This is a genomic window from Alkalihalobacillus trypoxylicola (assembly GCF_001590785.1).
Classification (GTDB): Bacteria; Bacillota; Bacilli; order Bacillales; family Bacillaceae_D; genus Alkalihalobacillus; species Alkalihalobacillus trypoxylicola.
In genome coordinates this window covers 92,278-116,247 of the sequence record NZ_LTAO01000012.1, presented here as the reverse complement: position 1 = coordinate 116,247, position 23,970 = coordinate 92,278, and the positions used below count along the sequence as shown (strand labels likewise).

Sequence of the window (23,970 nt, the reverse complement as noted above, 5' to 3'; positions counted from 1 at the left end):
TTTATGATATTTTTTGATTATAGCTCTACAACTCCCATGTCCGAGAAAGCACTATCTACCTATCAGTTGGCTGCCAGCCAATATTTCGGGAACAGTCGTAGTATTCATCAATTTGGACAAGAGGCAGAAGCAATGCTACAACTAGCTAGAGAAACGATCGGAGATGCACTCAATATTAGGGAACAAGAATTATTTTTCACAGGCTGTGGAACGGAAGCTAATTTTTTAATTATTACAGGTCTTGCTAAAGCTCAAAAACTAAAAGGAAATCATATACTTTCCATTGAATCTGAACATCACTCCGTTAAACAATCTTTACACTATTTAAAGGAGCAAGGTTTTGATATTACGTATGTTCCTCTCGATTCAAATGGGAAAATATCCATAGAAGCACTGATCGACTCTATAAAAGAAGAGACCATATTGGCAACTTTTGCCCATGCTAGCAGTGAGCTAGGAACCATTCAAGATTTAGAAATCATTTCTAACATCTTAAAGGAAAATGATATACTGTTTCATAGCGACTGCGTCCAAAGTTTTGGAAAAATAAAAATACCGATACATTTTCTTGATGCATGTACGATTTCTGCCCATAAAATTTATGGACCAAAGGGCTGTGGGGCTGCCTATATCTCTTCTTCAACCCCTTATCAATCCTTTTTACGAGGAACTAGTCACGAAAATGGTTTTAGGGCAGGTACGGTAGATGTTCCAGCTATTATGGCTTTTGCTGTAGCTGTTGAGGAAATTATGAAGCAACAACCACAGGAGCAAGAAAGATTAACAAAGTTGCGTTTAAAAGTTGTAAATAGCTTAAAGCATGATTCTCTCTTTTATTTTGAAGGAGATGCTATAAATAGGCTTCCTTTTCATTTAGCTTTACGAAGAAAAGGAATGGAAGGTCAGTTTTTGATGCTAGAATGTCAAAAGAAAGGGCTTCTTATTGCAACAGGCTCCGCATGTAGAGCTGGATTATCAGAACCGCCAGCTTCTATGTTAGCTATCGGGAGAACAAGCTCAGAAGCACATGAATATGTAAGAATTACATTTGGAAAGCACACAACTGAGGAAGATATTGAAATTTTAATAAAGCAGTTAATTCATATCTCAAATGAATTTAAGGAGGGCTATTGTGGACAAATCGAAAAAACTCCTCGGTGAAAATCGACGTCAAATGATTATAAAGTGGTTAAAAGAAAGTTTAATTCCTTTGACTGGCACGGAGCTTTCTAAAAGAACGAATGTGAGCAGACAAGTAATAGTCCAAGACATTTCTATTCTAAAAGCAAAAAATTATCCTATCTTGGCTACAGCACAAGGTTATTTATTGTACCAAAATGAAGAACCTAAAACTTTTAGTAAAATGGTCGCCTGCTGCCATACACCTGAAGAAACCAAAGAAGAACTTTTTATACTAGTAGACCATGGAGTGATGGTGAAAGACGTAACCGTTGAACACCCTATTTATGGGGAAATCACAGCGTCACTGCGTTTATCTTCTAGACATGATGTTGAACAATTTTGTGATAAGTTACAAAAAACAAATGCTTCACTTCTTTCTGATTTAACGAAAGGAGTACATTTGCACACATTAGAAGCATCTACTGAAGAAGCTCTTTTACAGGCCATTCAAGGATTGAATGAACATGGGTTTCTTCTAATAGAGGATTAAGTCCAATTAGACAAAAAACGACGAAATGACTATTAACCATTCCGTCGTTTTTAATTACTTTATGAACTAGCTTGTTGTGTTTCCACCATTTTAGTTAATGAAAAGCTTTCATAACTTCCTAAAATATCGACCCCGCAGCCGAGTGTTTCTAGCTCAGCTACAACGCCTGGTATTAAAACTTCATCCACCAATTGATCTACTTCAATAATAAAGAAATAATTTCCTAAGCCTGTTTTTGTAGGTCGTGACTCAATTTTAGATAAATTCAATCGTCTCCAAGCGAATGCAGATAGAACTTGATGAAGGGCACCAGAGTAATCGGAAGGAAGAGTGACCATCAAAGTTGTTTTATCACTTATTTTGTAAGGACCTTTGACTTCGTGTTTATTTTGCTGCTTTGCTAAAATGAGAAATCTTGTTCGATTATGTTCAAAATCATGAATATTTCTTTCTAGAATATTCAAATCATATTCAGTTGCTGCTAACTCATTTCCAATACCGACCACTGCCTCCTCTGGATGGTCTGCTATCCACTTTGCAGCAGTGGCAGTCGAGTTCATATATTCAAACTCAATATTTGGATATCTTAACTGTAAATAATCATGACATTGAGCAATTGCGTGCGCATGAGAAATCACTTTTTTAGGCTCAAAATTCAAATGACTTTGCTGTTTATTTTGAAACAAATGCTGGGCCACTGGTACCGTTATACTTCCGATTATAGGAAGTCGTTTCTTATGAATTAAATAATCCAATGTTAAATTGACAGAACCTTCTATTGCATTTTCTATAGGCACAACAGCAATATCAGCTTCACCAGCACTTACAGCATCCATACATCCTGGTATTGTCTGAAAGGGAATATGGTCGAATTGCTGAAATACAGCTTTTGCTGCCATTTCTGTGAATGTTCCTTTCGGCCCTAAGAATGCTACCTTTACCACAATATTCTCTCCTTTTATGAACCCGATCCAACAAGCTCTACTTTTTCTACTGCTTCTAGTTGTTCAATTTTCAGTTTTAATTGATTTAAATCACTTTCCATTGAGGAAGTATTAATCGACAAAGTAATATGGGCCCTTCCTTGCAAAGGGATCGATTGATTAATCGTTAATACATTTGCACCAGATTCAGCAATTATACTTAATAACTGTGATAATGAACCAGAGCGGTCAACTAAATTCAAGGATAACGTAATAATTTTTTCTTTCATCATTGTATGAAAAGGAAAAATTCCGTCTTTATATTTATAATAAGCACTTCGACTTAATCCAACATGATGGACGGCTTCATTAATTTTTTTTATTTTCCCCGACTCTAGTAAAGATTTAACCTCAAGTGTTTTTTGCATAGCATCTGTTAATATATCCTCACGAACAAGAAAAAATTGCTTTTCTGACATATATATTCCCCTCGCCCTTTTACCCATTATCTTCATAAATTGTTGTCAAGATGTCTGAATATAAAGTAAATGTTCTTACTATTATAGAATTGAGTTTTCATTTTGACAACCATATTAAGAAAAAATGTCTAAATGAGAGAGACTTTTGTACATTTCTGATTGACAATTTTAAATAGAGCAAAAAACAAAAGGAGGCAATGACTGCACCATGCCTCCTACCATCATTTGATTTTATTCAATAAATTCAAACTCAAATTTCATAATTCGGACTAAATCTCCGTCTTTTGCTCCTTTTTCTCTCAATGCCTCATCTACACCCATACCGCGCATTTGCCTAGCGAAACGTTTAACCGATTCATCCCTTGAGAAGTCGGTCATCTTAAAGAGGCGCTCAAGCTCTGCTCCTGATAATTCAAACGCACCATCACTAGCTCTTGTTATAATAAATGGTGTTTCCTTTTTCTCATGACGATAAACCACTCTAGCTTCTTCTGTTTCTTCATGTAAAGGAAATTCTGGTGTTTCTTCTATTTTATCGGCTATTGAAAGCAATAATTCACGAATTCCTTGCTTTGTAACAGCTGATAGTGGGAAAATTTGTATATCCTCATTTAGTTGTTCCTTAAACTTATTTAAGTTATCAGCAGCATCCGGCATATCCATTTTGTTAGCCACAACTAATTGAGGACGTTCTAACAAACGCAAATTATATTGCTTTAACTCTTCATTGATTTTTTGATAATCATCGAAAGGATCTCGTCCCTCTAAACCAGACATATCTATAACGTGAACAATTACTCTTGTTCTTTCAATATGTCTCAAAAATTGATGACCTAAACCGACCCCTTGGTGAGCCCCTTCAATTAACCCTGGAAGATCCGCCATTACAAAGCTTCGATGGTCATCTGTTTCGACGACTCCCAAATTAGGAGTGATCGTTGTAAAATGATATTCTGCAATTTTAGGCTTTGCTGCTGAAACGATAGAAAGCAGTGTAGATTTACCTACACTTGGAAAGCCTACTAAACCGACATCCGCTAGCACCTTAAGTTCAAGCACCACTTCTCTTTCCTGACCAGGCTCACCGTTTTCTGCGATTTCTGGAGCTGGATTTACAGGGGTAGCGAAACGAATATTACCTCTTCCGCCACGACCTCCTTTTGCGATGACGGCTCGTTGCCCATGAGTCGTTAAATCTGCTAGGACTTGTCCTGTCGTCTCATCCATTACTGTAGTACCTGGAGGTACCTTTACGATCATATCTTGAGAATTTTTGCCGTGTTGACTTTTAGAGCGCCCATGCTCTCCTCTTGTAGCTTTAAAATGACGATTATAACGAAAGTCCATTAAGGTTCTAAGTCCTTCCTCTACCTCAAAGACTACACTTGCTCCTCTTCCTCCGTCGCCACCAGCAGGACCTCCGTCCGGCACGTATTTTTCACGACGATAAGCGACCATACCATTCCCACCGTCTCCACCTTTCACATACACCTTAACTTTATCTACAAACATTTCAATTCACCTCAATTTAATTCTACACTTGCTTTTAAGAAGCAAGTATCTTTTCCCCATTCTACTTCAGTATTTATGGGGACCTGTAAGCTTAAAAATTCTTCTAACTGTTTTTCCTCTATTTTTAACTGTCCTTCAAAATCAAATAACAGCTCACATTCATAATTTTTCAAAATAAAAGTAAGTAATAATTGATTTTCTGTCGTCCAAACGGAATTAGAATTGAATAGAGATAAAACTTGAAAACAAATGACCTCTAAGGAGTTTTCGTACGCTTGTAAATCTCTTTCATCTCCAATTACATTCACTTCAAGCTTCATTTTGTTATTTTGCCAATTATACGTTAATAAATGAGTGGCTAGCCGAGGAATTCCTAAATTCGATAATTTAGACGCATTAACAGACTGTTGAACACTCTGACTTATAATTTCATCAATTCGATCGTATTTTTTTAAAGCTAGGTTTGATTTTATTAACTGCAAAACATTCAGCCAATCATGACGACTATGACGAAGTGCCTCCAAGATTTCATTATTTTTCGCCATTCACTTTTTCTCCTCGCCGTTTTAGTGAATACATTTACTAGACTTTTATCATATCATAATTTGAAACAGAAAGTTCATTCATCCTTTTTTTTCATAAAAAAATGACTAGACCAACAAAAAAAGGTAGGCAATCAGCAGTTCGATTCCTACCTTTTAACATCTATTGATACGACTTAAGGATAGCAGCAGCCGCATACTCTCCTTGATCAATACAATCTGGTAATCCCACACCATCAATACCGGCACCTACTATGTATAAACCAGGAAAATTCCTACTTAAATCATCCTTGAGCTTTTCGATTTTATACGGATGTCCCACATAATATTGTGGCATTCCATTTTTCCACCTTGTTACATAAGAAAATAGAGGTTGAGCTTTTATATCGATAACCTGATTCAAATTCTTTAACACCGTCTGAACAATTTCGTCATCTGATTGGTCTACGATTTCAGATTCTCCAGCTTTTCCTACATAACTACGTAATAAAGTATAACCTTTAGGTGTTGTATGTGGCCACTTTTTATCAGTCCATGTACAGGCAGTAATATTTACATCATTCTTTCTTGATACGACAAAGCCTGTCCCTTCATAGGGATTTTTTACATCTTCTTTCTTAAAGGCAAGTGCAACAGTAGCAGCCGATGATGAATCCATTTTTCTTAAATAATCAAATTCCTTATAAGAATTCAACATTTGACCACTAACCTGCGGAGGTGTTGTGATGATAATATGCTCATAATAGAGTCGCCTTCCATCCTTCATCACCATTTCATAGTCATTTTTTCGTTTTGTTATATTTTGAACGGAATGCTGTAGCTTTATTTTAGATTCTGGTAACCTTCGTACAATAGCATCTACAAAAGACTCTAATCCTCTTTTAAAAGTAAGAAAAGCTCCATTTTTTTTCATTTTTTCACCTGAAAGAGCTTTTTGTTGTTTTTGATTTTGTAAGGTACCTTTTATAAGACTACGATGCGATTTTTCTAGCTGCTGAAATTGAGGGTAGGTTGCCTTTAAGCTCAATTTATCCATATCTCCAGCATAAATACCTGATAACAAAGGTTCAATCAGTGATTCAACCGCCTCATTACCTAATCTCTTTCTGAAAAATGAACCAGCTGATACATCGACCTCCTCCTGAGTAGAAGTAGGTAGAATAAAGTCTTTTAAGATACTCAATTTACCGAATGGACTTAATAATGGACTGGAAATAAATGCATTAAAGTCCGTCGGAATCCCCATTACAGAACCCTTTGGAATAGGATGTAATTGATTTTTTTTCATAATATAAGCTTGTCCGGTTTCATTGAAAACAAGCTCATCTGCTAAACCAACCTCATCTGCTAATCTTGACATGCTTTTTTTTCTAGCTAAAAATGAATCTGGTCCTTTTTCAATAACAAATCCTTTCGTTTGTACCGTTTGAATTTTCCCACCTAGTCTGTCAGTCGATTCAAACAAATCATAATCCAAGTCTTGCCCCTCATCTATAAAGGATTGTAATTTGAATGCTGCAGCGAGTCCTGTTAATCCACCACCGATAATGGCTACTTTCCTCTTTGCATTCATTTATTTAGACTCCGCTAATTTCTTTTGAATAACCGTTGCTAAGCACTCAATAAACTCAGGCTTGCTATTAGGCATTTCTGGTCTATAATAGTCAATCCCTAATTCGTCTGTCACCACTTTACATTCATAATCATTATCAAAAAGAACTTCTAAATGATCGGCAACAAAACCAACAGGACAATAGACGATTGAGGTGTATCCATGATTTTCAAATAACGTACGAGTCAAGTCTTGAACATCTGGGCCTAGCCAAGGTTCAGGAGTATTCCCTTCACTTTGCCAGCCGATTTCATATTGATTAATTCCGGCTTCTTTTGCAATCAACTCTGCTGTTTCTCTTAGCTGTTCAGGGTACGGATCTCCATTTTGTAAAATCTTCTCAGGGAGACTATGAGCAGAAAAAATCACACAGCTTTTTTCTGGATTAGATATTTGCTCCATTGTCTTCTTAATTTGATTACTCCAATATTGAATAAATTTTGGCTCTTTATACCAGCTTTCCACACTTTGTATCGTCGGTCCATTGATTTTTTCAGATTCTTCTTTTGCTCGTCCATTGTAGGACTTCACACTAAAGGTTGAAAAATGAGGAGCTAGAACAATACTGACTGCTTCTTCAATTCCGTCCTCTTTCATCTTCGTCACTGCATCTTCAATAAAAGGATCGATATGCTTAAGCCCTAAATAAGCTTTGAATTCTCGGTCTTCTACCACTTCATTTAAAAAGCTCTCTAATTTTGATGCTTGATCTTCAGTGATTTTCGCTAAAGGACTAATTCCCCCTATTGCTTCATAACGATTGGTTAAATCTTCCAATGCTTCTTCTGAAGGCTTTCTTCCATGTCTAATATGCGTATAGTATGGCTCTATTTCCTCTTTTGACCTAGGAGTTCCATAAGCCATTACTAATAATCCCGTTTTTTTCTTCATCATTTTCATCTCCTTATAATGAAACTATTGCATTATCTATTGGTAGAATAATCATGAATAAAAGCAGTTAATCTTTTTAAGGTTTCCGGCTTCACTTCAGGTACAACACCATGCCCCAGGTTAAAAATAAAGGACGAGGATTTCATACCTTGTTCTAATATTTGCTTTGTTTTTTCCTCGATAACGGACCAACTTGATAATAAGACGGCTGGATCTAAATTGCCTTGAACTGTTTTCTGAATTCCACGTTCTCTCGCCTCTTCAACAGACAATCTCCAATCAAGTCCGACTACATCAACCGGAAGCTCATTCCACTCATTAGCCAAATGACTAGCACCAACACCAAAAGTAATTAAAGGTACTTGTTCTTTCTTTAATTCTGTAAAAATTTTATTCATAATTGGCTTTACATACACTCTATAATCGGCAACATTTAATGCCCCTACCCAAGAATCAAATATTTGAATAGCCTGTGCCCCTGCTTGTACTTGTGCTTTTACATAAGTAATGACCATTTCAGCCAATTTATCCATTAATAAGAACCAAGCTTCAGTATCACTGTACATAAAAGCCTTTACCTTATTATAGTTCTTTGATGGACCTCCTTCGATCATATAGCTAGCTAAAGTAAATGGAGCTCCACTAAATCCAATTAAAGGCACTTCTAATTGCTGGCGAAGTAACTTAATCGTATCTAGAACATAAGGAATATCTTGGTCTGGTGTAAGCTGACCTAATCTTTCTACATCCACTTTTGTCGAAATCGGATTATCTATCACAGGACCAATTCCTGTTTTAATTTCTACATCTACACCGATGTAAGGAAGTGGTGTCATTATATCTTTATATAAAATAGCAGCATCATTATTATATTGGTCGACCGGTAATTTCGTAATATATGCGCACAATTCTGGATCATGAGTGATTTCGAATAACGAGTATTTCTCTTTTACTTTACGATATTCAGGTTGTGACCTCCCTGCTTGTCTCATATACCAAACAGGTACATGGTTATGCGACTGTCCATAACATGCCTTTATAAAAGTATCATTAAAATTCTTCTTCAACGTAAGCACCTTCCCTTTTAACACTTATATGTATAAATCATCAATACCAACTATAAAGAACCTCTATATTAAACGATTTTGCCCAAGTATAACTATAAAGTTATCCGCTTAAGTTGTATAGTCTTTTGGAAATCTGTCATAAATTCGTTCGTTTTTAGTTATTATTAAATTGTAATGATTATTAATAAAGATTTTATCGCTTTTTTTAATCTATGTAAAATCATTTCACATAAAGAAAGAGAAGCGCCATGGGTTTTGTTACAATTTTTAGTAAGAGATCCTAATATCATAATCTAAAAGGAGTTATTATATGATTAGTGACTTAGCTCTACCTTTTCAGCCCTCTGATTTATCTCCTCATTTCCAACCTATTATTGGGTCTGATCAACAATCAATTGTCGGCTATGAGGTGCTTGGTCGATTAATGAAAAATGAAAAGTATACTAGCTTAGGGTCTTTCTTTCATAATGAAAAAGTCTCTTTAAAGGATAAACAATTTGTTGACAATACCATTCGCACAAAAGCTTTATCAAAAATACGTGAACAAAACCAGAAGAAACTATCCTATTTTTTTAATTTAGACCCTACATTTTTTTCAGCAGAAGACGACCAAAATTTTTACTTAGAGATTAAACAATTGCTGGATCAGGAATACCTATTAGGCGAGCAAATAGTCTTAGAAATTACGGAATCAAATTTTATGAACAATCGCGCTCATTTTTTAGAACAGTTAAATAAGTATCGAGCTCTCGGGTGCAAAATAGCTGTAGATGATTTAGGAACAGGCTACAGCAATCTTGAGAGAATTGCCTTTATTCAACCTGATATACTAAAAGTAGATATGCTCTTAGTTCAAAAAAGTGAATATTCCCAGGCGCATTTAGATGTTCTGTATGCATTATCTATGCTATCTCAAAAATCAGGCGCTCAGCTTTTATTTGAAGGTATAGAAACAGAGCAAATGCTTAAAAATGCTTGGAGAAATGGCGCTCAGTATTATCAAGGCTTTTATTTTTCAAAACCAAAGCCAACAATGATAAGCTCCATCTCAATAAAAAATGAGACAACGAACGCATTAGAGCAAATGATTTTCCTTGAGCTTTTACAATTAAAAAAGCTCTATCAGTTCGAAGAGCAACTAAATTTAATGTTTGATTACTTACTGCAAGATTTTCATAAAATGCTAGATCATGAGCAATTTTTATTATCTTTAAGAAATCAAATTCCTCCATATTGCTTCCGCTTATATATTTGTAACGAATTTGGTTATCAACTATCTAAAAACCACACTCGAAAAATGAATAAAGCTTGGCAGGCCATCACTCATACACAGCAAAAAAACTGGAGCTGGCGACCCTATTTCTTAAAAAATATCGTTCAAATGAAGAGGATGAGTTCTGGGTTAATTTCTGATAAATACTTAGATATAGAATATCATCAATCTATTTATACTTTTTCTTATCCACTACCGGATGATACATTTTTGTTTATTGATATTAGTTTAGAGATGTAAATTCTTTCTTCTTATTCATTTTACCCAATTACATGAATTCAAAACGATTCAAGGCACATAAAAAAACTTCTGACCAAGTTAGCAGACATTTGTTATAATGGAATTATTTGGCGTCATATATGAATACTTTGAATTCTACTACATACAAGACTTCTTTTTTTACTCTATTTTTTTAAGTGAATCCATTTCATTATTACTATCTGATAATGAAAACCGAACGATTAGGTTTTGATTTCCACTTTAGGTAGATGCTTTCCCAAGGGCTTGTCTTCAGCTAACTCCGACTACGCAGAGCTTCGTCAGAGTGGATCTTCAAACGGCGCTCTTCCTTTGGGAGTCACTACCTACCGTTACAATCAACGAGTGAATTTGCAAACATTCGCCTTTTTATAAAAACGAGCGGTTGGGTTTTTGATTTCCACTTTAGGTAGATGCTTTCCCAAGGGCTTGTCCTCAGCTAACTCTGACTACGCTGAGCTTCGTCAGAGTGGATCTTCACACTGCGCTCATCCTTTGGGAGTCACTACCTACCGTTTCAATCAACGTGTGAATTCGCAAACATTCAGTACATTTTTATAATGGAAATCGAGCGGTTAGGTTTTGATTTCCACTTTAGGTAGATGCTTTCCCAAGGGCTTGTCCTCAGCTAACTCCGACTACGCAGGGCTTCGTCAGAGTAGTTCTTCAAACGGCGCTCTTCCTTTGGGAGTCACTACCTACCGTTACAATCAACGAGTGAATTCACAAACCTACAAAACATATTTTATAAGATACGTTCGGTTTCATTCACTAATAGAGCAATGATGAAATTCACTCAAGTATAAAAAGGAAACACATTTGAAAAGAGGTATACGAATGATTATTAGAAAATATCACGAACAAGATCATCCCGTTATTTTAGCATTAGCAGAAAGATTCAATCATATCGATTATATGAAGCATAGAGACCAGGATGCAATGGCTAAAAAACAAGAACAAATGGCATTACAATCCTTGACTGACAATAAAGAGAATATATACATTGCAGAAAATAATGGCATGATTTTAGGTTATTTAGAGCTAGCTATTCAAAAGGACTACTTTACTGGAAAAGAACAAGCCTACATTTCAGCAATAGCTGTATCCGAAAAAGGTGAAGGTAAAGGAATAGGCAAAGCTCTCATGGCAAAGGCGGAAGAATGGGCCATCGATCAGGGGCTTTCAGAAGTTATTTTAGATGTTTTTCTAGATAATAATAGAGCTGTAGGTTTATATGAGCATCTAGGCTATCAAAAGGAAATTGTAAAAATGGTGAAAGAATTGTCATAAATGTAGAGATTCTAGAGTTAAACGGATATTTAAAAGGCTATACTGAAAGTCGAAGTCAGGGAGAAGTGGATAGTGCTTTCTCATCGCTTTCGAAGCGTGAAAACTAAAAGTAGATTTATTAATGGTCTATTTTCAAATAATGCATCAGGACCTTCCTTCTTATAATTAGAAGGAAGGTCCTGTTTTTGTATGTGAATACATCCGAAATATGGTTCAATGCAAACCAAATCGAAATGAGGAGACAGCCAAATTAGATGGGGCTCCAACTTTCTGAGTCACCGTATCAACAGGAACTACTTCATACTGGTGCTCTGAGAAAATGTTTAATTTTGGTTGATAGAAATAATCCATACCAATTACTGTTGCTAACAAGGTCCTTTCTTGTCCATTTAGTTCATACACCTGATAATGAACTCTTCTGTCATCGGATGGGGTCCATTTCAATTGGATACTTAATAAACCTTCCCCTCCAAATGATTGTACCGCCACTAAATCTTCGATTAAAGGTAATTCGACAGGTGGCTGCAAATCTTCTACTTCGTTTGGAATGTCCCATGCAAATTGTTTGTAATAATCGGGGACCTTATTGACGATATCCTTAAATAGCTTCGTTGGATACTCACTTCCACCATTTAAAAAATGTTCCTCAGTAGTCCGGTCATAGCCCATCCATAAAGAACCGACAATCTGCTGATTATACCCAACAAACCATGCATCTCTTGTGGCGTTTTCAACTTTTTCGAAAGAAGTTGTACCCGTTTTTCCCGCTAAAGAATAGTGAGATATCCCAGCTTTGCCCGTTCCATCCGTAACGACTGATTCAAGCATTCTGGTCATATTCCAAGCCGTTTGTTCACTTAACACCTTTGTTTCATTTTCCTTATGTTCTGCTATTAACTGACCGTGCTGGTCGTATATTTCTTTAATAAAAAATGGTTCTACCCTTTTTCCATTAGATGCAAAGGACCGATAAGCTGCTGTCAAATCAAGGGGAGAAACGCCTTTTTCTAATCCTCCTAATGCAACACCTAAATGACGATCATCTATTTCTAATCCAAATTTAGTTAAATATTGAGCAGAGTGCTGAATACCTATTTCATTTAATAACCAAACCGCTGGAACATTTGTCGAGTTTTTAAGAGCATCATACATGGTTATTTGACCACTATAAATTCCATTTGCATTTCTTGGCTGGTAGTCATCATGAAAGACTTGAAGTTCGTCGTTTAATAATGTATACGGGTCAATATTTGCTTTTTCTAAAGCTGGTGCAAAAACAGCTAAAGGCTTCAGCACAGATCCTGGTTGTCGCGGTACAGTAACACGATTCAACCCTAACCTGACATATTGCCTCCCTCCATGAACAGCTAAAACACCACCCGTTTCATTATCTATAAGAACGAATGCGGCCTCTGCATCCTCATTTCCTAATGGAAAATAAGAATCGTCTTGAAGTAACTGAAAAGAATGCTGCTGTAAGTTTTTTTCAATAGGTGTCACGATTTTATACCCACCTGTTAAAATTTCTTCTTGAGATAAATGATACTTTTCACTAGCTTCTTTGAGAACCATATCTAAGTAGGTGTAAAAAGCCTCATCCTCTCTTTCTTCTTCAGCATACAAGGTGATTATTTTCCCTTGCAGTCTTGTCGCTTCCTCGGCCGTAATGTAACCTGATTTTGACATTAATGATAATACTAGATTTCTTCGTTGCTCACTTTTTTCTTGGTCAACAAATGGAGAGTATTGATTAGGAGCCTTTGGGATAGCCGCTAACAGAGCTCCTTCTTCTAGGTTGAGATCTTCAACATTTTTATTAAAAAAATGCTGGGAAGCTGCTTGAATTCCATACTTACCATGACCAAAATAAATAGTATTCACATATAATCCCAGCAGCTCATCCTTGCTGTAGCGTCTTTCAAGATTCATGGCGATTAATACTTCTTTCGTTTTTCTTAAAAATGTTTTATCGTTTGTTAAAAATAAATTTTTCGCTAATTGTTGCGTAATGGTACTTCCGCCTTCTGCTCTTGAACCCGATTGAATATCCCTATATAAAGCGCGAGCAATTGCTCGAAGGTCAAAGCCATTATGCTCATAAAACCTTACATCTTCAACAGCCACAAAAGCATCCTGAACATGTTCTGGAATTTGATTAATCGTCACCATTTCTCTATTCTCTAAAAAAATTTTACTTATAGGTTGTCCAGATTCATCAACAATCGTGCTTGCCTGATTCAAAACAAGCTTCTCCTCATCAATCGCATAATTTCCGAATAAAATAATAGCCATATAACCAAAAAGAGCAAACAAAAAAGTGGTTAAAATGAGGGAAGCTGCTACTATTAATTTTTTTATCAATTTAAACTCCTCCTCTGACCTCTTCTTATCCTTAGTATATGTATTTACGTATGATTCTTTCAAAAAGTTTCATCATTGGTTATTTTTCTACTAAATTCGACCTACTGATAACCATGGAAAAAGCCTCATTCTAAGGAAATGGGGCTTAATATTCTTTCAGGTTTTCATTTATTCAACAAGTCGATGACGATGCGCATAAATCGCAATTTGAGTACGATCATCTAATTGTAGCTTATCTAATATATGACTAACATGAGTTTTAACTGTTTTAATCCCGATAAAGAGAGTGTCGGCCATTTCCTGATTGCTTTTGCCGTCGCCAATTAATTTAAGAACCTCTAACTCTCTAGGTGTTAACTGCAAATGCAATTTTTCTTCTTTGTCTCCACGCATTCTTTTCATCATTTTTTTAGTGACTTTAGATTCTACTATCGATTCTCCTTTAGAAGCCAATCGTACCGCCTCTGCAATCTCAGCTGCGGTAGTTGTTTTAAGTAGATAGCTAAAAGCACCGGCTTCTATAACTGGATAAACCTTTTCATCATCAATAAAGCTAGTTAATACGATGATTTTCACTTTTGGAAGAGCTGCAACAATCTTTTCTGTAGCTTCAATTCCATCCATTTGTTCCATCACTAAGTCCATTAAAATAACATCAGGCTGAAGCTCTTGTGCTAATTGGACCCCTTCTAAGCCATTTTTGCCTTCTCCCACAACCTTCATATCTGACTGAGTAGATAAAAAAGCACTAAGTCCCATTCGCACCATTTCGTGATCATCCACTAACAATACCTTTATCATCATTTATTCCTCCTTCCAAGTTATAGGTACTTTCGCAATGATTTGAGTACCTTTCTTTGGAACTGAAACGATTTCTAAAGTCCCACCAACCTCATTCATTCTCTCTTTCATTGTTTGTAAGCCATAAGAATGGTTTTGAACTTCTTGATTTTGAAAGCCTACTCCATTATCGACGACCCTTAACCTCAGTTCATGAGAGAGCTGCTTTAAATGAAACTCTATTTTTGAAGCTTTAGCATGCCTTAATATGTTAGAAAAAGCCTCTTGAGTTAATCGATATAATTGCTCCTCAATTCCTTTTGGTATGTTTGTCTCTACATTCATTTCATAAGTTATAAGCATCTCTTGTTTCTGCTTCAGCTCTTCAATTAATTGATGTATGGCTTCTTTTAGCTCTTTTCCTTCTAAGTGAGCTGGACGTAGGTGTAAAAGGAGCGCCCGCATTTCCGCTTGTGCAGCATTTGCCATCTTTTCAACCATCTCTATTTGCGTATGCATCGTGGATTGATTTTGTTTATGACTTTCTTTTAAAGCAGCCATCATCATAGAAATAGCAAATAATTGCTGACTTACAGCATCATGTAAGTCACGAGCTAACCTTTGTCGTTCTTCCGTTACAGCTGTCTTTTTAATCGTCTCCTGAAGCTCTGCTCTCTCTGCTGATAAACGTTGAAGGGAAATCACTTGTTCTTCAATATGAGAGGCCATATTATTCATTTGCTCCATTAATTCTGTAATCTCATCATCACCTGTGCTCTCCATCCGATGTGAAAAAGAGCCCCTAGCATAACGGACTGTACTATCTAATAAGGAGTCTATTCTTTTTTTTATTGAATCCGATTGAATAAATCCGCTTATTCCCCCCATTAAAAGAATCACTATGAGTAACCATACAATAAGAGGTAGTTCTAGGATTTTTTTTTGAAAAATAAATAGAAAACCACTTTCAACATCATATGTAAATAAAATGAGAATGAGGAGCACCGTTAAAAAGCTTAAGACGACATTATATCGAACAAACTGCCATCTTAGTCGAGCTAATTTTTTTCTCACAACTCCCTCACCCTCACTTCACCAACTAGTGTAGATAATATGAGTTTAATTCTTCTCGGTGATTGTTTATAATATTTTGGTGCTTTTTGAACTTGATGATTAAAGCCACTATATTTTTCGTGAAATAAGGTCACTTCTCCAACTAAAGAGGAGGTTTGCACGGTTACAGCTATATCCTCAGGGACATAAATATCAATCTGACCAATAAAAGCCTGCACGATTATGACATGTTCTCCTTCAGGAATAATCGCCCTCGAAAGATCTATTTTCACATCCCCAATTACATTCCAAATCGTCATATCCTGTAATTCAAATTGTTCTTGATTATAATGAATGTCACCTAATATATTCCTTCTAACGATAGGTGTATAATGTTCGTGGCTATGCTGGTTTTGATAGGTCGAAGAATAATGAGTATCATTTAAACTCTCTTTCTCCAGATATTTTTCGCTATAATTGAAATCGTTATCGTCCATAAAGGTTGATTGATGATATGGACTATCGATCAAATCTTCTTCTACTTTCCTCGTGTCACTCTCCTTCTCTTCATAGCGCTTTTTTCGCTCTTCTTTATCCGTACGACGACGATCCCTTTTTTTAGAAGGCTCTTTTATAAACTTAATTCCATAAAACAAAAATAAGCCTGCAAAAAACAAGGCAAAGAAATTTAAACCTAAAAACTGGTCTAAGAAAATAATAGCACTAAGCAAGTAAAATATTTTACTAAGGACATTTCTTCCTTTTTTTGAAAAATAATAGCCTATAATGATAAACAGAAGCGGAGCAAATAAAGATCCAGTTGTTATATGAAAGGCGCCAAAAAAGATGTTAATCCCTATAATTAAAATGAATAAACCGAATAATGTCTTCTTATTCATAACCCCGCCTCCTTACTATTAGTGTAGAATACTTTTTAAATATATATTTCCCGAAACAGTGTTCGCTTTTATTTGATAGTCACCGCTACCTATTGTACCAGAAAGCTTTCGAGATGACTCTGTCATTTGCTCTAATGCTTGGTCAAGGTCTAGTCTCCCAGAAACAGTTTCCAATTCTATCTTAGCATTTGGATCACCTATCTCAAGCTCAATATTGCCAGATACAGTAGAGACATCTATATCTTTATGATGATGAGGAAGTCGAATATTTATTTTTCCCGACACCGTTTCCCCTGATACATCTCCACTAGCTTCTTCAACTTCGATAGAACCTGAGGTTGTTTGAAAGTCCATTTGGTTACTATCTAGTAATCCTACGACTATGTCGCCTGAAATGGTTCTTAAAGACAGTTCTTCTAAACTTAATTTATGATTAAAATGAATATCTCCTGAAACGGTTTCAACGAATAATTTTTGAGCCATCATCTCACCTAAGACTTCTATATCACCCGATACTCCATGAAATTCCAAATCAGCCGTCATTTGTTTTGGAAGCTTTACAAGTAATTTCGTATTTTGATTTTGAAAGTTAAAAAAATTCAAGCCTAATCCTTTTTCCTTCACTTCAATTTCTAGTTGATTACGGTCTCTTACTTCCAGGCTTTGATTTTTTCGCGGATTTAATAATTCCACCCTAATATTTTCATCATCAGACTCTTGAACCTCCCAATCTACTGAGGTTGATTTAATAATGATCGCTTTATATTGATTGGCTGCTTTTTCTACATAATCAACTTCAGAGGTTGTAGAAAAACGAACGATTTGAAAGACAACAGATAACACTAAACCTATACCTAATATAATAAAAACGATACCAACTAATTTCTTCAATACCTCCCCCCCTTTCTTTAAACAGAAAGAATGGCGAGTATATCATCTCGCCTCTTTCCACCATTCTATTTTTCACTTTCTTTTATGAAGATAGTACCATACTATTCCTGTTACTCGTCATTAATTTTTTACAGCCTCATTTGATTTTTTTAATTGCTGTAGCTCAAGTTCAATTTCTGCTTGATACATTTCTTTTTCTATTTCATGATTAGAGGATTGAGGCTCGTATTGGGACCATTCTAAATCTTCCATTTGTTCATCTAATTGGTCAAAATCATTATAGCTTTTATTTGATAAATGGACCGAATGACTTAATTGCTTATTCGCTCTTTCTGCTTGTAATCTTAAAGATAATTCCATTTTCTTATCTCTTAAAGCATGATATTTCTTTTTGAGTACTTCCACTTTTTGTTTTAATTCCAACACATGTTCTTTACTTTTAGATAACAATTCTTCGTATCTTTTTGCTTGATTATAAGCATCTTTTTTACTTAATAAAGCTTTTCTTGCTAACTCCTCTTGATCAGCATCGACAGCGATTTTAGCTTGTGATTCTCGCTTCTCTACTATTTGTAAAGCTAGCTCTCTATCTCGTTGAAGCATATCCTGAAGTTGCTCTTGCTTCTCCATTTCCTTTTCTATTTTTTGAACCTCAGCTTTTATTTCGCGTAAGTATTGCTTAATCATCATAACCGGATTCTCTACCTTCTCTAACCCCTCGTTAATAGAAGCTGAGATAAAACGACGTATTCTTGTTAATGACATTGATTTTCCCTCCTGATTTTTTATTTTTTCATTAAACGGTTAAACTCTTCATCTAATGGGTCGTAGTGACTTTTCGTCACTATCGACTCCTCGTATTGAACATCAAACAACTCATCTTTCTCTTTTTTCCCTTTTATTAATTCATATCCTCCATATAATAATAGAAGCCCAATTAATAAGCTGATGATTCCACCAATTCCACCAAAAGTCATGAGAACTCCAGCAGCTATAATAATAATCGTGGTTACACTCCACTCGTTCTTTTCCTTATATCGGGTATAGCCCCAATATAATAGGCTCGCTCCTACTATAAGTCCAAACAAACCACCTAGATGTATTCCTAATAAACTTAGTATAATGGATAGCCCAATAAAGATAAGTAATGCCCCACCCATAACTTTAATAGCAAGTTTCATTGTACTGCCCTCCTTTTTTTAACTTACTTCAAGTATATACAGAGGCTTTGTATTTGAAGCCGAGCTTAAGAATGGTTTCTCCTCCTCCTCAAGGCTGATCTTTTTCTCCTCCTTCTGTGACTCTTTCGTGAAACTTTGCTAGAAGCTTTTGGTTTTAAATGACTTTCCTTTATAATGTAGGAGATCTATAATGAAAATCAGCCTTATTAAATACATATTCTTTGTGTGATAAATCATAGATTAGAGAAAGGTCTAATTAGGAGGTTATAGAATGGTAGAAGTAACGATATGGTTAGCTTTGTTAGCTGGACTTGCATCTTTTTTTTCACCGTGTGTTTTCCCACTCATCCCAGCCTACTTAGCACAATTAACCGGGTCGTCTATTAGTGATAATAAAGTTCATGCGTCAACTAAGCTTATTCTCATTAGAAGTCTTGGGTTCATAGCAGGATTTACCATTATTTTTTTATTAATGGGGGCATCCTCTACTTTTATTGGGGGCTTATTTTTGGACAATCGATTACTGCTTGAACGTTTAGGTGGGATTGTCATTATCATTTTCGGGTTACAAATGATGGGTATTATATCTTTGAGAATTTTATTAAGTGAAAAAAGGTTAAACGTTAAGCCTAAAAAGAAAAATAGCTTTATGGGTTCGTTGCTGTTAGGTTTTGTATTTGCAGCTGCCTGGACTCCATGTATCGGATTAACTTTAGGAGCTATTTTATATATGGCGATGCATGCAGGAATGACAGAAGCTGTTTTTTACCTATTCTTTTACTCATTAGGGCTTGGCATTCCCTTTATATTAGTAGCCCTGCTTTATTCGAAATCATTGGACCGTCTAAAAAAATTCAACAAATGGTTACCGAGAATTCAGAAAACAGGTGGTTTTGTAATGATTATTTTAGGGATTTTGCTCATTACCGGACAATTTGCTATTATTTCAAATCGTTTAGCTCAATATATTCCATTTAATATTTAAATCGCTTTATACCTTTTAGACTTGCCGAAAAAATGAATCGGCAAGTTTTTTATATAGAAAAAGACAGAGCATGAATGAATCATGACTCTGTCTGCTATTTTTTATTTAGTTAGTTGTACTTTCTTCCCTAAAAGCCCTCATTCGAAAACAGTTAATTGCTGTTTCACCTAATAAATCTAGAAAATGATAATTAACGGTCGCACCGACAATTGCTCCAAATCCAGGAATCAATTGAAGCATCTTCGGTATATCAATATAATCACGATAAGATAACTGAAATTCCTTCCAATCTATATGAGCCACATACTGATCCTTTTCAGGTAGTTTTATTCTTTCTTTCTCCCATTCTTCTACTCTGTCTAATAGGACCTGTTTTTGTTCATCACTCGAAAAAGTCAATTGGAAAATTAATAATAAAAATAATCGTTCACGATAATCCCGAACATCATAGCCATAAATTAAAGCAACCTCATGCAAAAACTTCATCTTTATACTCAGCAAGAGAGGAAAATCAGCCATACCAAGCAAAACTCCTCCGAAGCCAGTCCCAGCCCCTTCTACCGCTGCAGTTTTTTTAAACTTTTCTATTAACTGTTTGGCCTTTTCTTCTTGCTCCTGTAAAGGGAGTGCTCGTAATCGGCTATCCTTTGAGGTGACATCGGTTCCATAAATGGTCGCTTGAACCATATTTTTTATACTAGACGTTACAACTTGATGAAACTTCTCAGGTATCATGCCATTAAATTTATTTTGCCATTTTTTAGTGAATCGCCCTGTCATTGAGGGGTTTTTCCTTATCTTACGTTTCCAACGAATCAGTTCCTCCTGTACCTGCTCCTCATATGTCACTTTTTTAACAGCTCCTTTTCAAAACTAAGCCCTCTTTCGTTTCCTCCTATGAATCAAATGATGACTTGCAATATAGCTAAATACAATACCTATAATAAGAATCATAAGCGCTGAACCGATAGATGATGACCATAATAAAATAATAAACAAGAAAAGAGTCATAATCATAAGCATTCGAAAGCTAAGCTTTGTCAGTGCCTGTTTTTTATCATCTTCATTTATAGGATATAAATCGACCCAAATGTTTGTATCATAATGGAACCATAATGTTGACAATTGCATCATTACCATATGAGTAAAAAGTAAGAACAATATCATCTGTACCCAGCTAATTTGAAAACCATACAAAAATAACCCGGCAATACCCACTAAACGAATATAAATTCCCAAGTAATCATTAGAACGAATAAAAGAACGACTGAATAAATATTGGTACACAGAACGTTTTGAACCAGTCAATCCATTCACAATTGGATTTAAATAAACGCGATGTCTTACCTTGCCTCTTAATTGGGGAACCTCTGCAAAAACATTAGCAATGCGATAAAAGAACATGACCATTCTTTCTTCCACATCGACTAGTCGGTCCCACTTTAAGGAGCGTTTTTTTGCAATTGCTTGATAATAAAACACATATAAAGTAGCCATTAAAATAATGATAGAAAGCAAATAAATAAAATTTGCCCCAGAAAAAAGTAAATAAGTCAAAGCTAGATTAACAATGAGTCTTAAGCTAAAATGACTGATTCTCTCTGATTCACTTTGTAACCTTTGCTCCGTCCAGCTTGTTATGACATTCCAGCCCTTTACAAAAATGAGCCAAATGAATACATACCAAAAATCCCCTGCTTCTTCCGCAAGTCGTAGCTGATATAGCGGCAATAAAAGCACAAAAAGTAAAAATAGATAAAAGATATGCCAAACCCATGAATAGATAATAGAAGCTTTAAAATAAGATTTCATGTTAGACTCATAAGGAATTAGAAAAACAATATCTGCTTGCTTTAGAAAGGTTCTTATTTTAGTTTTGGTTAAGAAAAGACCAAATAATATAGTAAAAATCCAAATTGTAGGAAATTGCTCAGGAAGCTCTTTTAAGATTTGACTATAGTAAGAGCTCCCAATCAAAATGAGAACATATACAGTGAACAGAAATCCACTATTTGCAATTAATCTCAAGTATCTAATTGCTTCATTCCAATAAGTACTTACTCTTCCTTTCCATAAGCTCATACTATTATCCATACTTTTATTCATCCTTTGTCATTTCAAGATAAATTTGATCAAGTGTTGCATCAGGCATTTTTAAGGTAGTTCTCATTTCTTCCAGGGTTCCTTTTAGCACCACCTTGCCTTGATGTAGAATTACAAATCGATCACAATAACGCTCTGCTGTGGCTAAAATATGTGTAGACATAAGCACAGCTCCACCATCTTTTTTTACATCTGAGATTAAATCTAAAAAAGATTGGATCCCAACCGGATCCAAACCAACGATAGGTTCGTCAACAATATACATAGGGGGCTCTGTTAAAAAAGCACTCATTATCATAACCTTTTGACGCATCCCTTTAGAAAAATGGCTAGGAAACCACTTTTTCATTTTTGTCATTTTAAATTCCTTTAATAGTCTCTCTGCTCTATCTAAAAAATCTTGCTCTTCAATTCCATAAGCAAGAGCTGTTAGTTCCAAGTGCTCCCACAATGTTAATTCATCATATAAAATAGGTGTTTCAGGTATATATGCATATGATTGTCTATATGTATTTTTATCATCATGAAAATTTTTTCCGTTAATGGTTACTTCTCCGCTACTAGGATCTAATAAGCCTAAAATATGCTTGATCGTTGTACTTTTTCCTGCTCCGTTTAAACCGATCAAAGCCACAATCTCTCCTGACTGAACAGAGAAATCTACTTCATGAAGTACAGGCTTTTTTGGATGATACCCACCCGTAAGTTTTTTTATTTCCAACATTTCTGTCATTTCTATACCTCCTAATCCTAATCGTTACCTGTCAACTATCGTTTTTAATTCTTCATCTTAGTTTAGCATTCTCTTGAAACGGAAGCCAATTAGAGGCTACTTATCATACGATTTTAAAGATAGAAAGTTGCATTTCCTTAAACAAGTCGTATATATTGAATACATCAAATCTCAAACATGAACAGAAAGGATGAATTCCATTGAAGCACGATCCTAATTGTATTTTTTGTAAAATTATCCAAAAGGAAATTCCTGCTGCTATTATTTTTGAAGATGATGATGTACTAGCGTTTATGGATATTAGCCAAGTTACTAAAGGTCATACATTAGTCATCCCTAAACAACATCAAAAGGATATTTTTGAACTAACAACGGAAACAGCTGCCTCTCTTTATCAAAAAGTTCCTCTTATTGCTCAAGCTTTAAAAGATACCTTCGAGCCGATCGGCTTAAACATTGTTAATAATAATGGAGAGGCTGCTGGTCAAACCGTTTTCCACTATCACATGCATCTTCTTCCTCGATATGGAAAAGGAGATGGCTTTGGCGCAGTTTGGAAAGAGCATGGCTCAGAATATAGCACGGAAGATTTGAAAAATATGGCAGATGCTATAGCTGCACAAATAAACTAACGATCAAAATCCTCCTATTATTGAAATGTAGTAAAAAAATTAGCAAATAGAATTTCAATCATTAAGTCCGAATTTTTAGCTTTTGTCCCTGTGAAGTGGTGCCGAACAAACAATTTATCCAAAGTAACATTCGGTCTGCCACTTCCTCCTAAGGGAGTATGATATGGTTTCTTCCACTATTAGCTCATCTATACATGTCTTTTCATCTTCCTATACTAATTGAAAATATTTAGCTCTATTTACTCACTTCTTTCCTACAAACCTTTTCATAAACCTTTATTTTTTTTCCTGTAGGACCATACGCAAAACCATTGTGATCCCATCCATATCTTTCATAGTAGTCTTCTAGTTCTGATGTGAGATAGAGCTTTTCTAAATGGAGTTTGGCACCTTCTTGTAAAGCATAATCTAACATTTGAGAACCAATTGCTCTTCCTCTTTGTTCTTCCTTCACATACAAACAAGCTAACCACGGAAATAAATCTTGTCTACTATTTATATCATTTCTGATTAAGGCAAATGTTCCAATTATTTCAGAATTCTCCATTACAACATAAAAGCTAGGTATATGATCTCTTGTATTCAAGGAATGCAGCATACAATCATAGTAGAATGAGAAATTATCTTCTTCACCCCACTCCTGCCAGAATACTTGAACAGCACGATCAAAAAGTGAATCTCTTTTTTGTAGTTTTACCATTTTCAACTTGCTTGACTCCCTTCACCCTTTTTCTGTTAATCATTATATCAATACTTATCCCCTAATAAAATCCATTACCAGACTAAACATTCTGAAAATATCTAAAAAAGCTGATCTTTTTATAGATAAATTA

General features: G+C 35.4%; 24 protein-coding genes. 6 read left to right on the top strand and 18 right to left on the bottom strand.

The window, feature by feature from the left end:
• The first annotated feature begins 3 nt into the window (after positions 1-3).
• Complete coding sequence (locus AZF04_RS07620) at positions 4-1,161, top strand: IscS subfamily cysteine desulfurase (RefSeq protein WP_061948226.1); 1,158 nt, start codon at positions 4-6, stop codon at positions 1,159-1,161.
• Positions 1,112-1,672 (top strand): transcription repressor NadR, encoded by a 561-nt coding sequence (locus tag AZF04_RS07615; protein WP_412459200.1) that lies wholly within the window; start codon positions 1,112-1,114, stop codon positions 1,670-1,672. Before AZF04_RS07620 ends, AZF04_RS07615 begins: the two co-directional genes overlap by 50 nt.
• Positions 1,673-1,731: 59 nt before the next feature.
• Here the strand turns inward: AZF04_RS07615 and pheA are convergent, their stop codons facing one another.
• From pheA to hemE, 7 genes are all read right to left on the bottom strand, one after another.
• A complete protein-coding gene (pheA, locus tag AZF04_RS07610) occupies positions 1,732-2,616 on the bottom strand; it encodes a prephenate dehydratase (RefSeq protein ID WP_082795410.1) in 885 nt (294 codons plus the stop codon).
• Between the two features lie 14 nt (positions 2,617-2,630).
• The gene (locus tag AZF04_RS07605; protein WP_061948224.1) at positions 2,631-3,074 is read right to left on the bottom strand and encodes an ACT domain-containing protein; all 444 of its coding nucleotides are present in this window, start codon (positions 3,072-3,074) and stop codon (positions 2,631-2,633) included.
• 231 nt (positions 3,075-3,305) lie between these two features.
• Positions 3,306-4,586 carry a GTPase ObgE gene (gene obgE, locus AZF04_RS07600; RefSeq protein ID WP_061948223.1) on the bottom strand — a complete coding sequence of 427 codons (1,281 nt, stop codon included), beginning with the start codon at positions 4,584-4,586 and terminating at the stop codon, positions 3,306-3,308.
• Positions 4,587-4,597: 11 nt separating this feature from the next.
• Positions 4,598-5,131: a Spo0B C-terminal domain-containing protein gene (locus tag AZF04_RS07595; protein WP_061948222.1), complete on the bottom strand. Its 534-nt coding sequence runs from the start codon at positions 5,129-5,131 to the stop codon at positions 4,598-4,600.
• Between the two features lie 160 nt (positions 5,132-5,291).
• Entirely contained in the window at positions 5,292-6,701 is a 1,410-nt protein-coding gene (gene hemY / locus AZF04_RS07590) for a protoporphyrinogen oxidase (protein ID WP_061948221.1), read from the bottom strand.
• A complete protein-coding gene (gene hemH, locus AZF04_RS07585) occupies positions 6,702-7,634 on the bottom strand; it encodes a ferrochelatase (RefSeq protein WP_061948220.1) in 933 nt (310 codons plus the stop codon).
• A 29-nt stretch (positions 7,635-7,663) separates the two neighbouring features.
• Positions 7,664-8,698, bottom strand: a complete 1,035-nt coding sequence (gene hemE, locus AZF04_RS07580) for a uroporphyrinogen decarboxylase (RefSeq protein WP_082795411.1) — start codon at positions 8,696-8,698, stop codon at positions 7,664-7,666.
• A gap of 310 nt (positions 8,699-9,008) precedes the next feature.
• On the opposite strand from hemE, the gene AZF04_RS07575 reads away from it, so the two are divergent.
• Positions 9,009-10,211 carry an EAL domain-containing protein gene (locus AZF04_RS07575; protein WP_061948218.1) on the top strand — a complete coding sequence of 401 codons (1,203 nt, stop codon included), beginning with the start codon at positions 9,009-9,011 and terminating at the stop codon, positions 10,209-10,211.
• 855 nt (positions 10,212-11,066) lie between these two features.
• Complete coding sequence (locus AZF04_RS07570) at positions 11,067-11,519, top strand: GNAT family N-acetyltransferase (protein WP_061948217.1); 453 nt, start codon at positions 11,067-11,069, stop codon at positions 11,517-11,519.
• A 213-nt stretch (positions 11,520-11,732) separates the two neighbouring features.
• Here AZF04_RS07570 and AZF04_RS07565 read toward each other — a convergent pair whose 3' ends face one another.
• From AZF04_RS07565 to AZF04_RS07535, 7 genes are all read right to left on the bottom strand, one after another.
• Positions 11,733-13,880, bottom strand: a complete 2,148-nt coding sequence (locus AZF04_RS07565; RefSeq protein ID WP_061948216.1) for a transglycosylase domain-containing protein — start codon at positions 13,878-13,880, stop codon at positions 11,733-11,735.
• A 168-nt stretch (positions 13,881-14,048) separates the two neighbouring features.
• The gene (locus tag AZF04_RS07560) at positions 14,049-14,681 is read right to left on the bottom strand and encodes a response regulator transcription factor (protein ID WP_045485480.1); all 633 of its coding nucleotides are present in this window, start codon (positions 14,679-14,681) and stop codon (positions 14,049-14,051) included.
• A 3-nt stretch (positions 14,682-14,684) separates the two neighbouring features.
• On the bottom strand, positions 14,685-15,734 hold the full coding sequence (locus AZF04_RS07555) for a sensor histidine kinase (RefSeq protein ID WP_045485326.1): 1,050 nt from the start codon (positions 15,732-15,734) through the stop codon (positions 14,685-14,687).
• Positions 15,731-16,612, bottom strand: coding sequence for a cell wall-active antibiotics response protein LiaF (gene liaF / locus AZF04_RS07550; RefSeq protein ID WP_045485328.1), 882 nt, complete (start codon positions 16,610-16,612; stop codon positions 15,731-15,733). Before liaF ends, AZF04_RS07555 begins: the two co-directional genes overlap by 4 nt.
• 18 nt (positions 16,613-16,630) lie before the next feature.
• Positions 16,631-17,503 carry a DUF4097 family beta strand repeat-containing protein gene (locus tag AZF04_RS07545; protein ID WP_061948215.1) on the bottom strand — a complete coding sequence of 291 codons (873 nt, stop codon included), beginning with the start codon at positions 17,501-17,503 and terminating at the stop codon, positions 16,631-16,633.
• Between the two features lie 120 nt (positions 17,504-17,623).
• Positions 17,624-18,268: a PspA/IM30 family protein gene (locus AZF04_RS07540; protein WP_061948214.1), complete on the bottom strand. Its 645-nt coding sequence runs from the start codon at positions 18,266-18,268 to the stop codon at positions 17,624-17,626.
• A gap of 20 nt (positions 18,269-18,288) precedes the next feature.
• Complete coding sequence (locus AZF04_RS07535; protein ID WP_061948213.1) at positions 18,289-18,684, bottom strand: LiaF transmembrane domain-containing protein; 396 nt, start codon at positions 18,682-18,684, stop codon at positions 18,289-18,291.
• A 271-nt stretch (positions 18,685-18,955) separates the two neighbouring features.
• On the opposite strand from AZF04_RS07535, the gene AZF04_RS07530 reads away from it, so the two are divergent.
• Positions 18,956-19,669 carry a cytochrome c biogenesis CcdA family protein gene (locus tag AZF04_RS07530; protein WP_045485339.1) on the top strand — a complete coding sequence of 238 codons (714 nt, stop codon included), beginning with the start codon at positions 18,956-18,958 and terminating at the stop codon, positions 19,667-19,669.
• Positions 19,670-19,774: 105 nt separating this feature from the next.
• Here the strand turns inward: AZF04_RS07530 and AZF04_RS07525 are convergent, their stop codons facing one another.
• From AZF04_RS07525 to AZF04_RS07515, 3 genes are read right to left on the bottom strand one after another with little or no spacing between them, the layout of a single operon-like run.
• The gene (locus AZF04_RS07525; protein ID WP_061948212.1) at positions 19,775-20,518 is read right to left on the bottom strand and encodes an EcsC family protein; all 744 of its coding nucleotides are present in this window, start codon (positions 20,516-20,518) and stop codon (positions 19,775-19,777) included.
• 24 nt (positions 20,519-20,542) lie between these two features.
• The gene (locus AZF04_RS07520; protein WP_061948211.1) at positions 20,543-21,763 is read right to left on the bottom strand and encodes an ABC transporter permease; all 1,221 of its coding nucleotides are present in this window, start codon (positions 21,761-21,763) and stop codon (positions 20,543-20,545) included.
• A 4-nt stretch (positions 21,764-21,767) separates the two neighbouring features.
• On the bottom strand, positions 21,768-22,505 hold the full coding sequence (locus tag AZF04_RS07515; RefSeq protein WP_061948210.1) for an ABC transporter ATP-binding protein: 738 nt from the start codon (positions 22,503-22,505) through the stop codon (positions 21,768-21,770).
• 200 nt (positions 22,506-22,705) lie between these two features.
• Between AZF04_RS07515 and AZF04_RS07510 the strand changes: the two genes are divergently transcribed.
• Entirely contained in the window at positions 22,706-23,137 is a 432-nt protein-coding gene (locus AZF04_RS07510; protein ID WP_061948209.1) for an HIT family protein, read from the top strand.
• 235 nt (positions 23,138-23,372) lie between these two features.
• Here the strand turns inward: AZF04_RS07510 and AZF04_RS07505 are convergent, their stop codons facing one another.
• Positions 23,373-23,837 (bottom strand): GNAT family N-acetyltransferase, encoded by a 465-nt coding sequence (locus tag AZF04_RS07505; protein ID WP_235599962.1) that lies wholly within the window; start codon positions 23,835-23,837, stop codon positions 23,373-23,375.
• Positions 23,838-23,970: the final 133 nt, after the last annotated feature.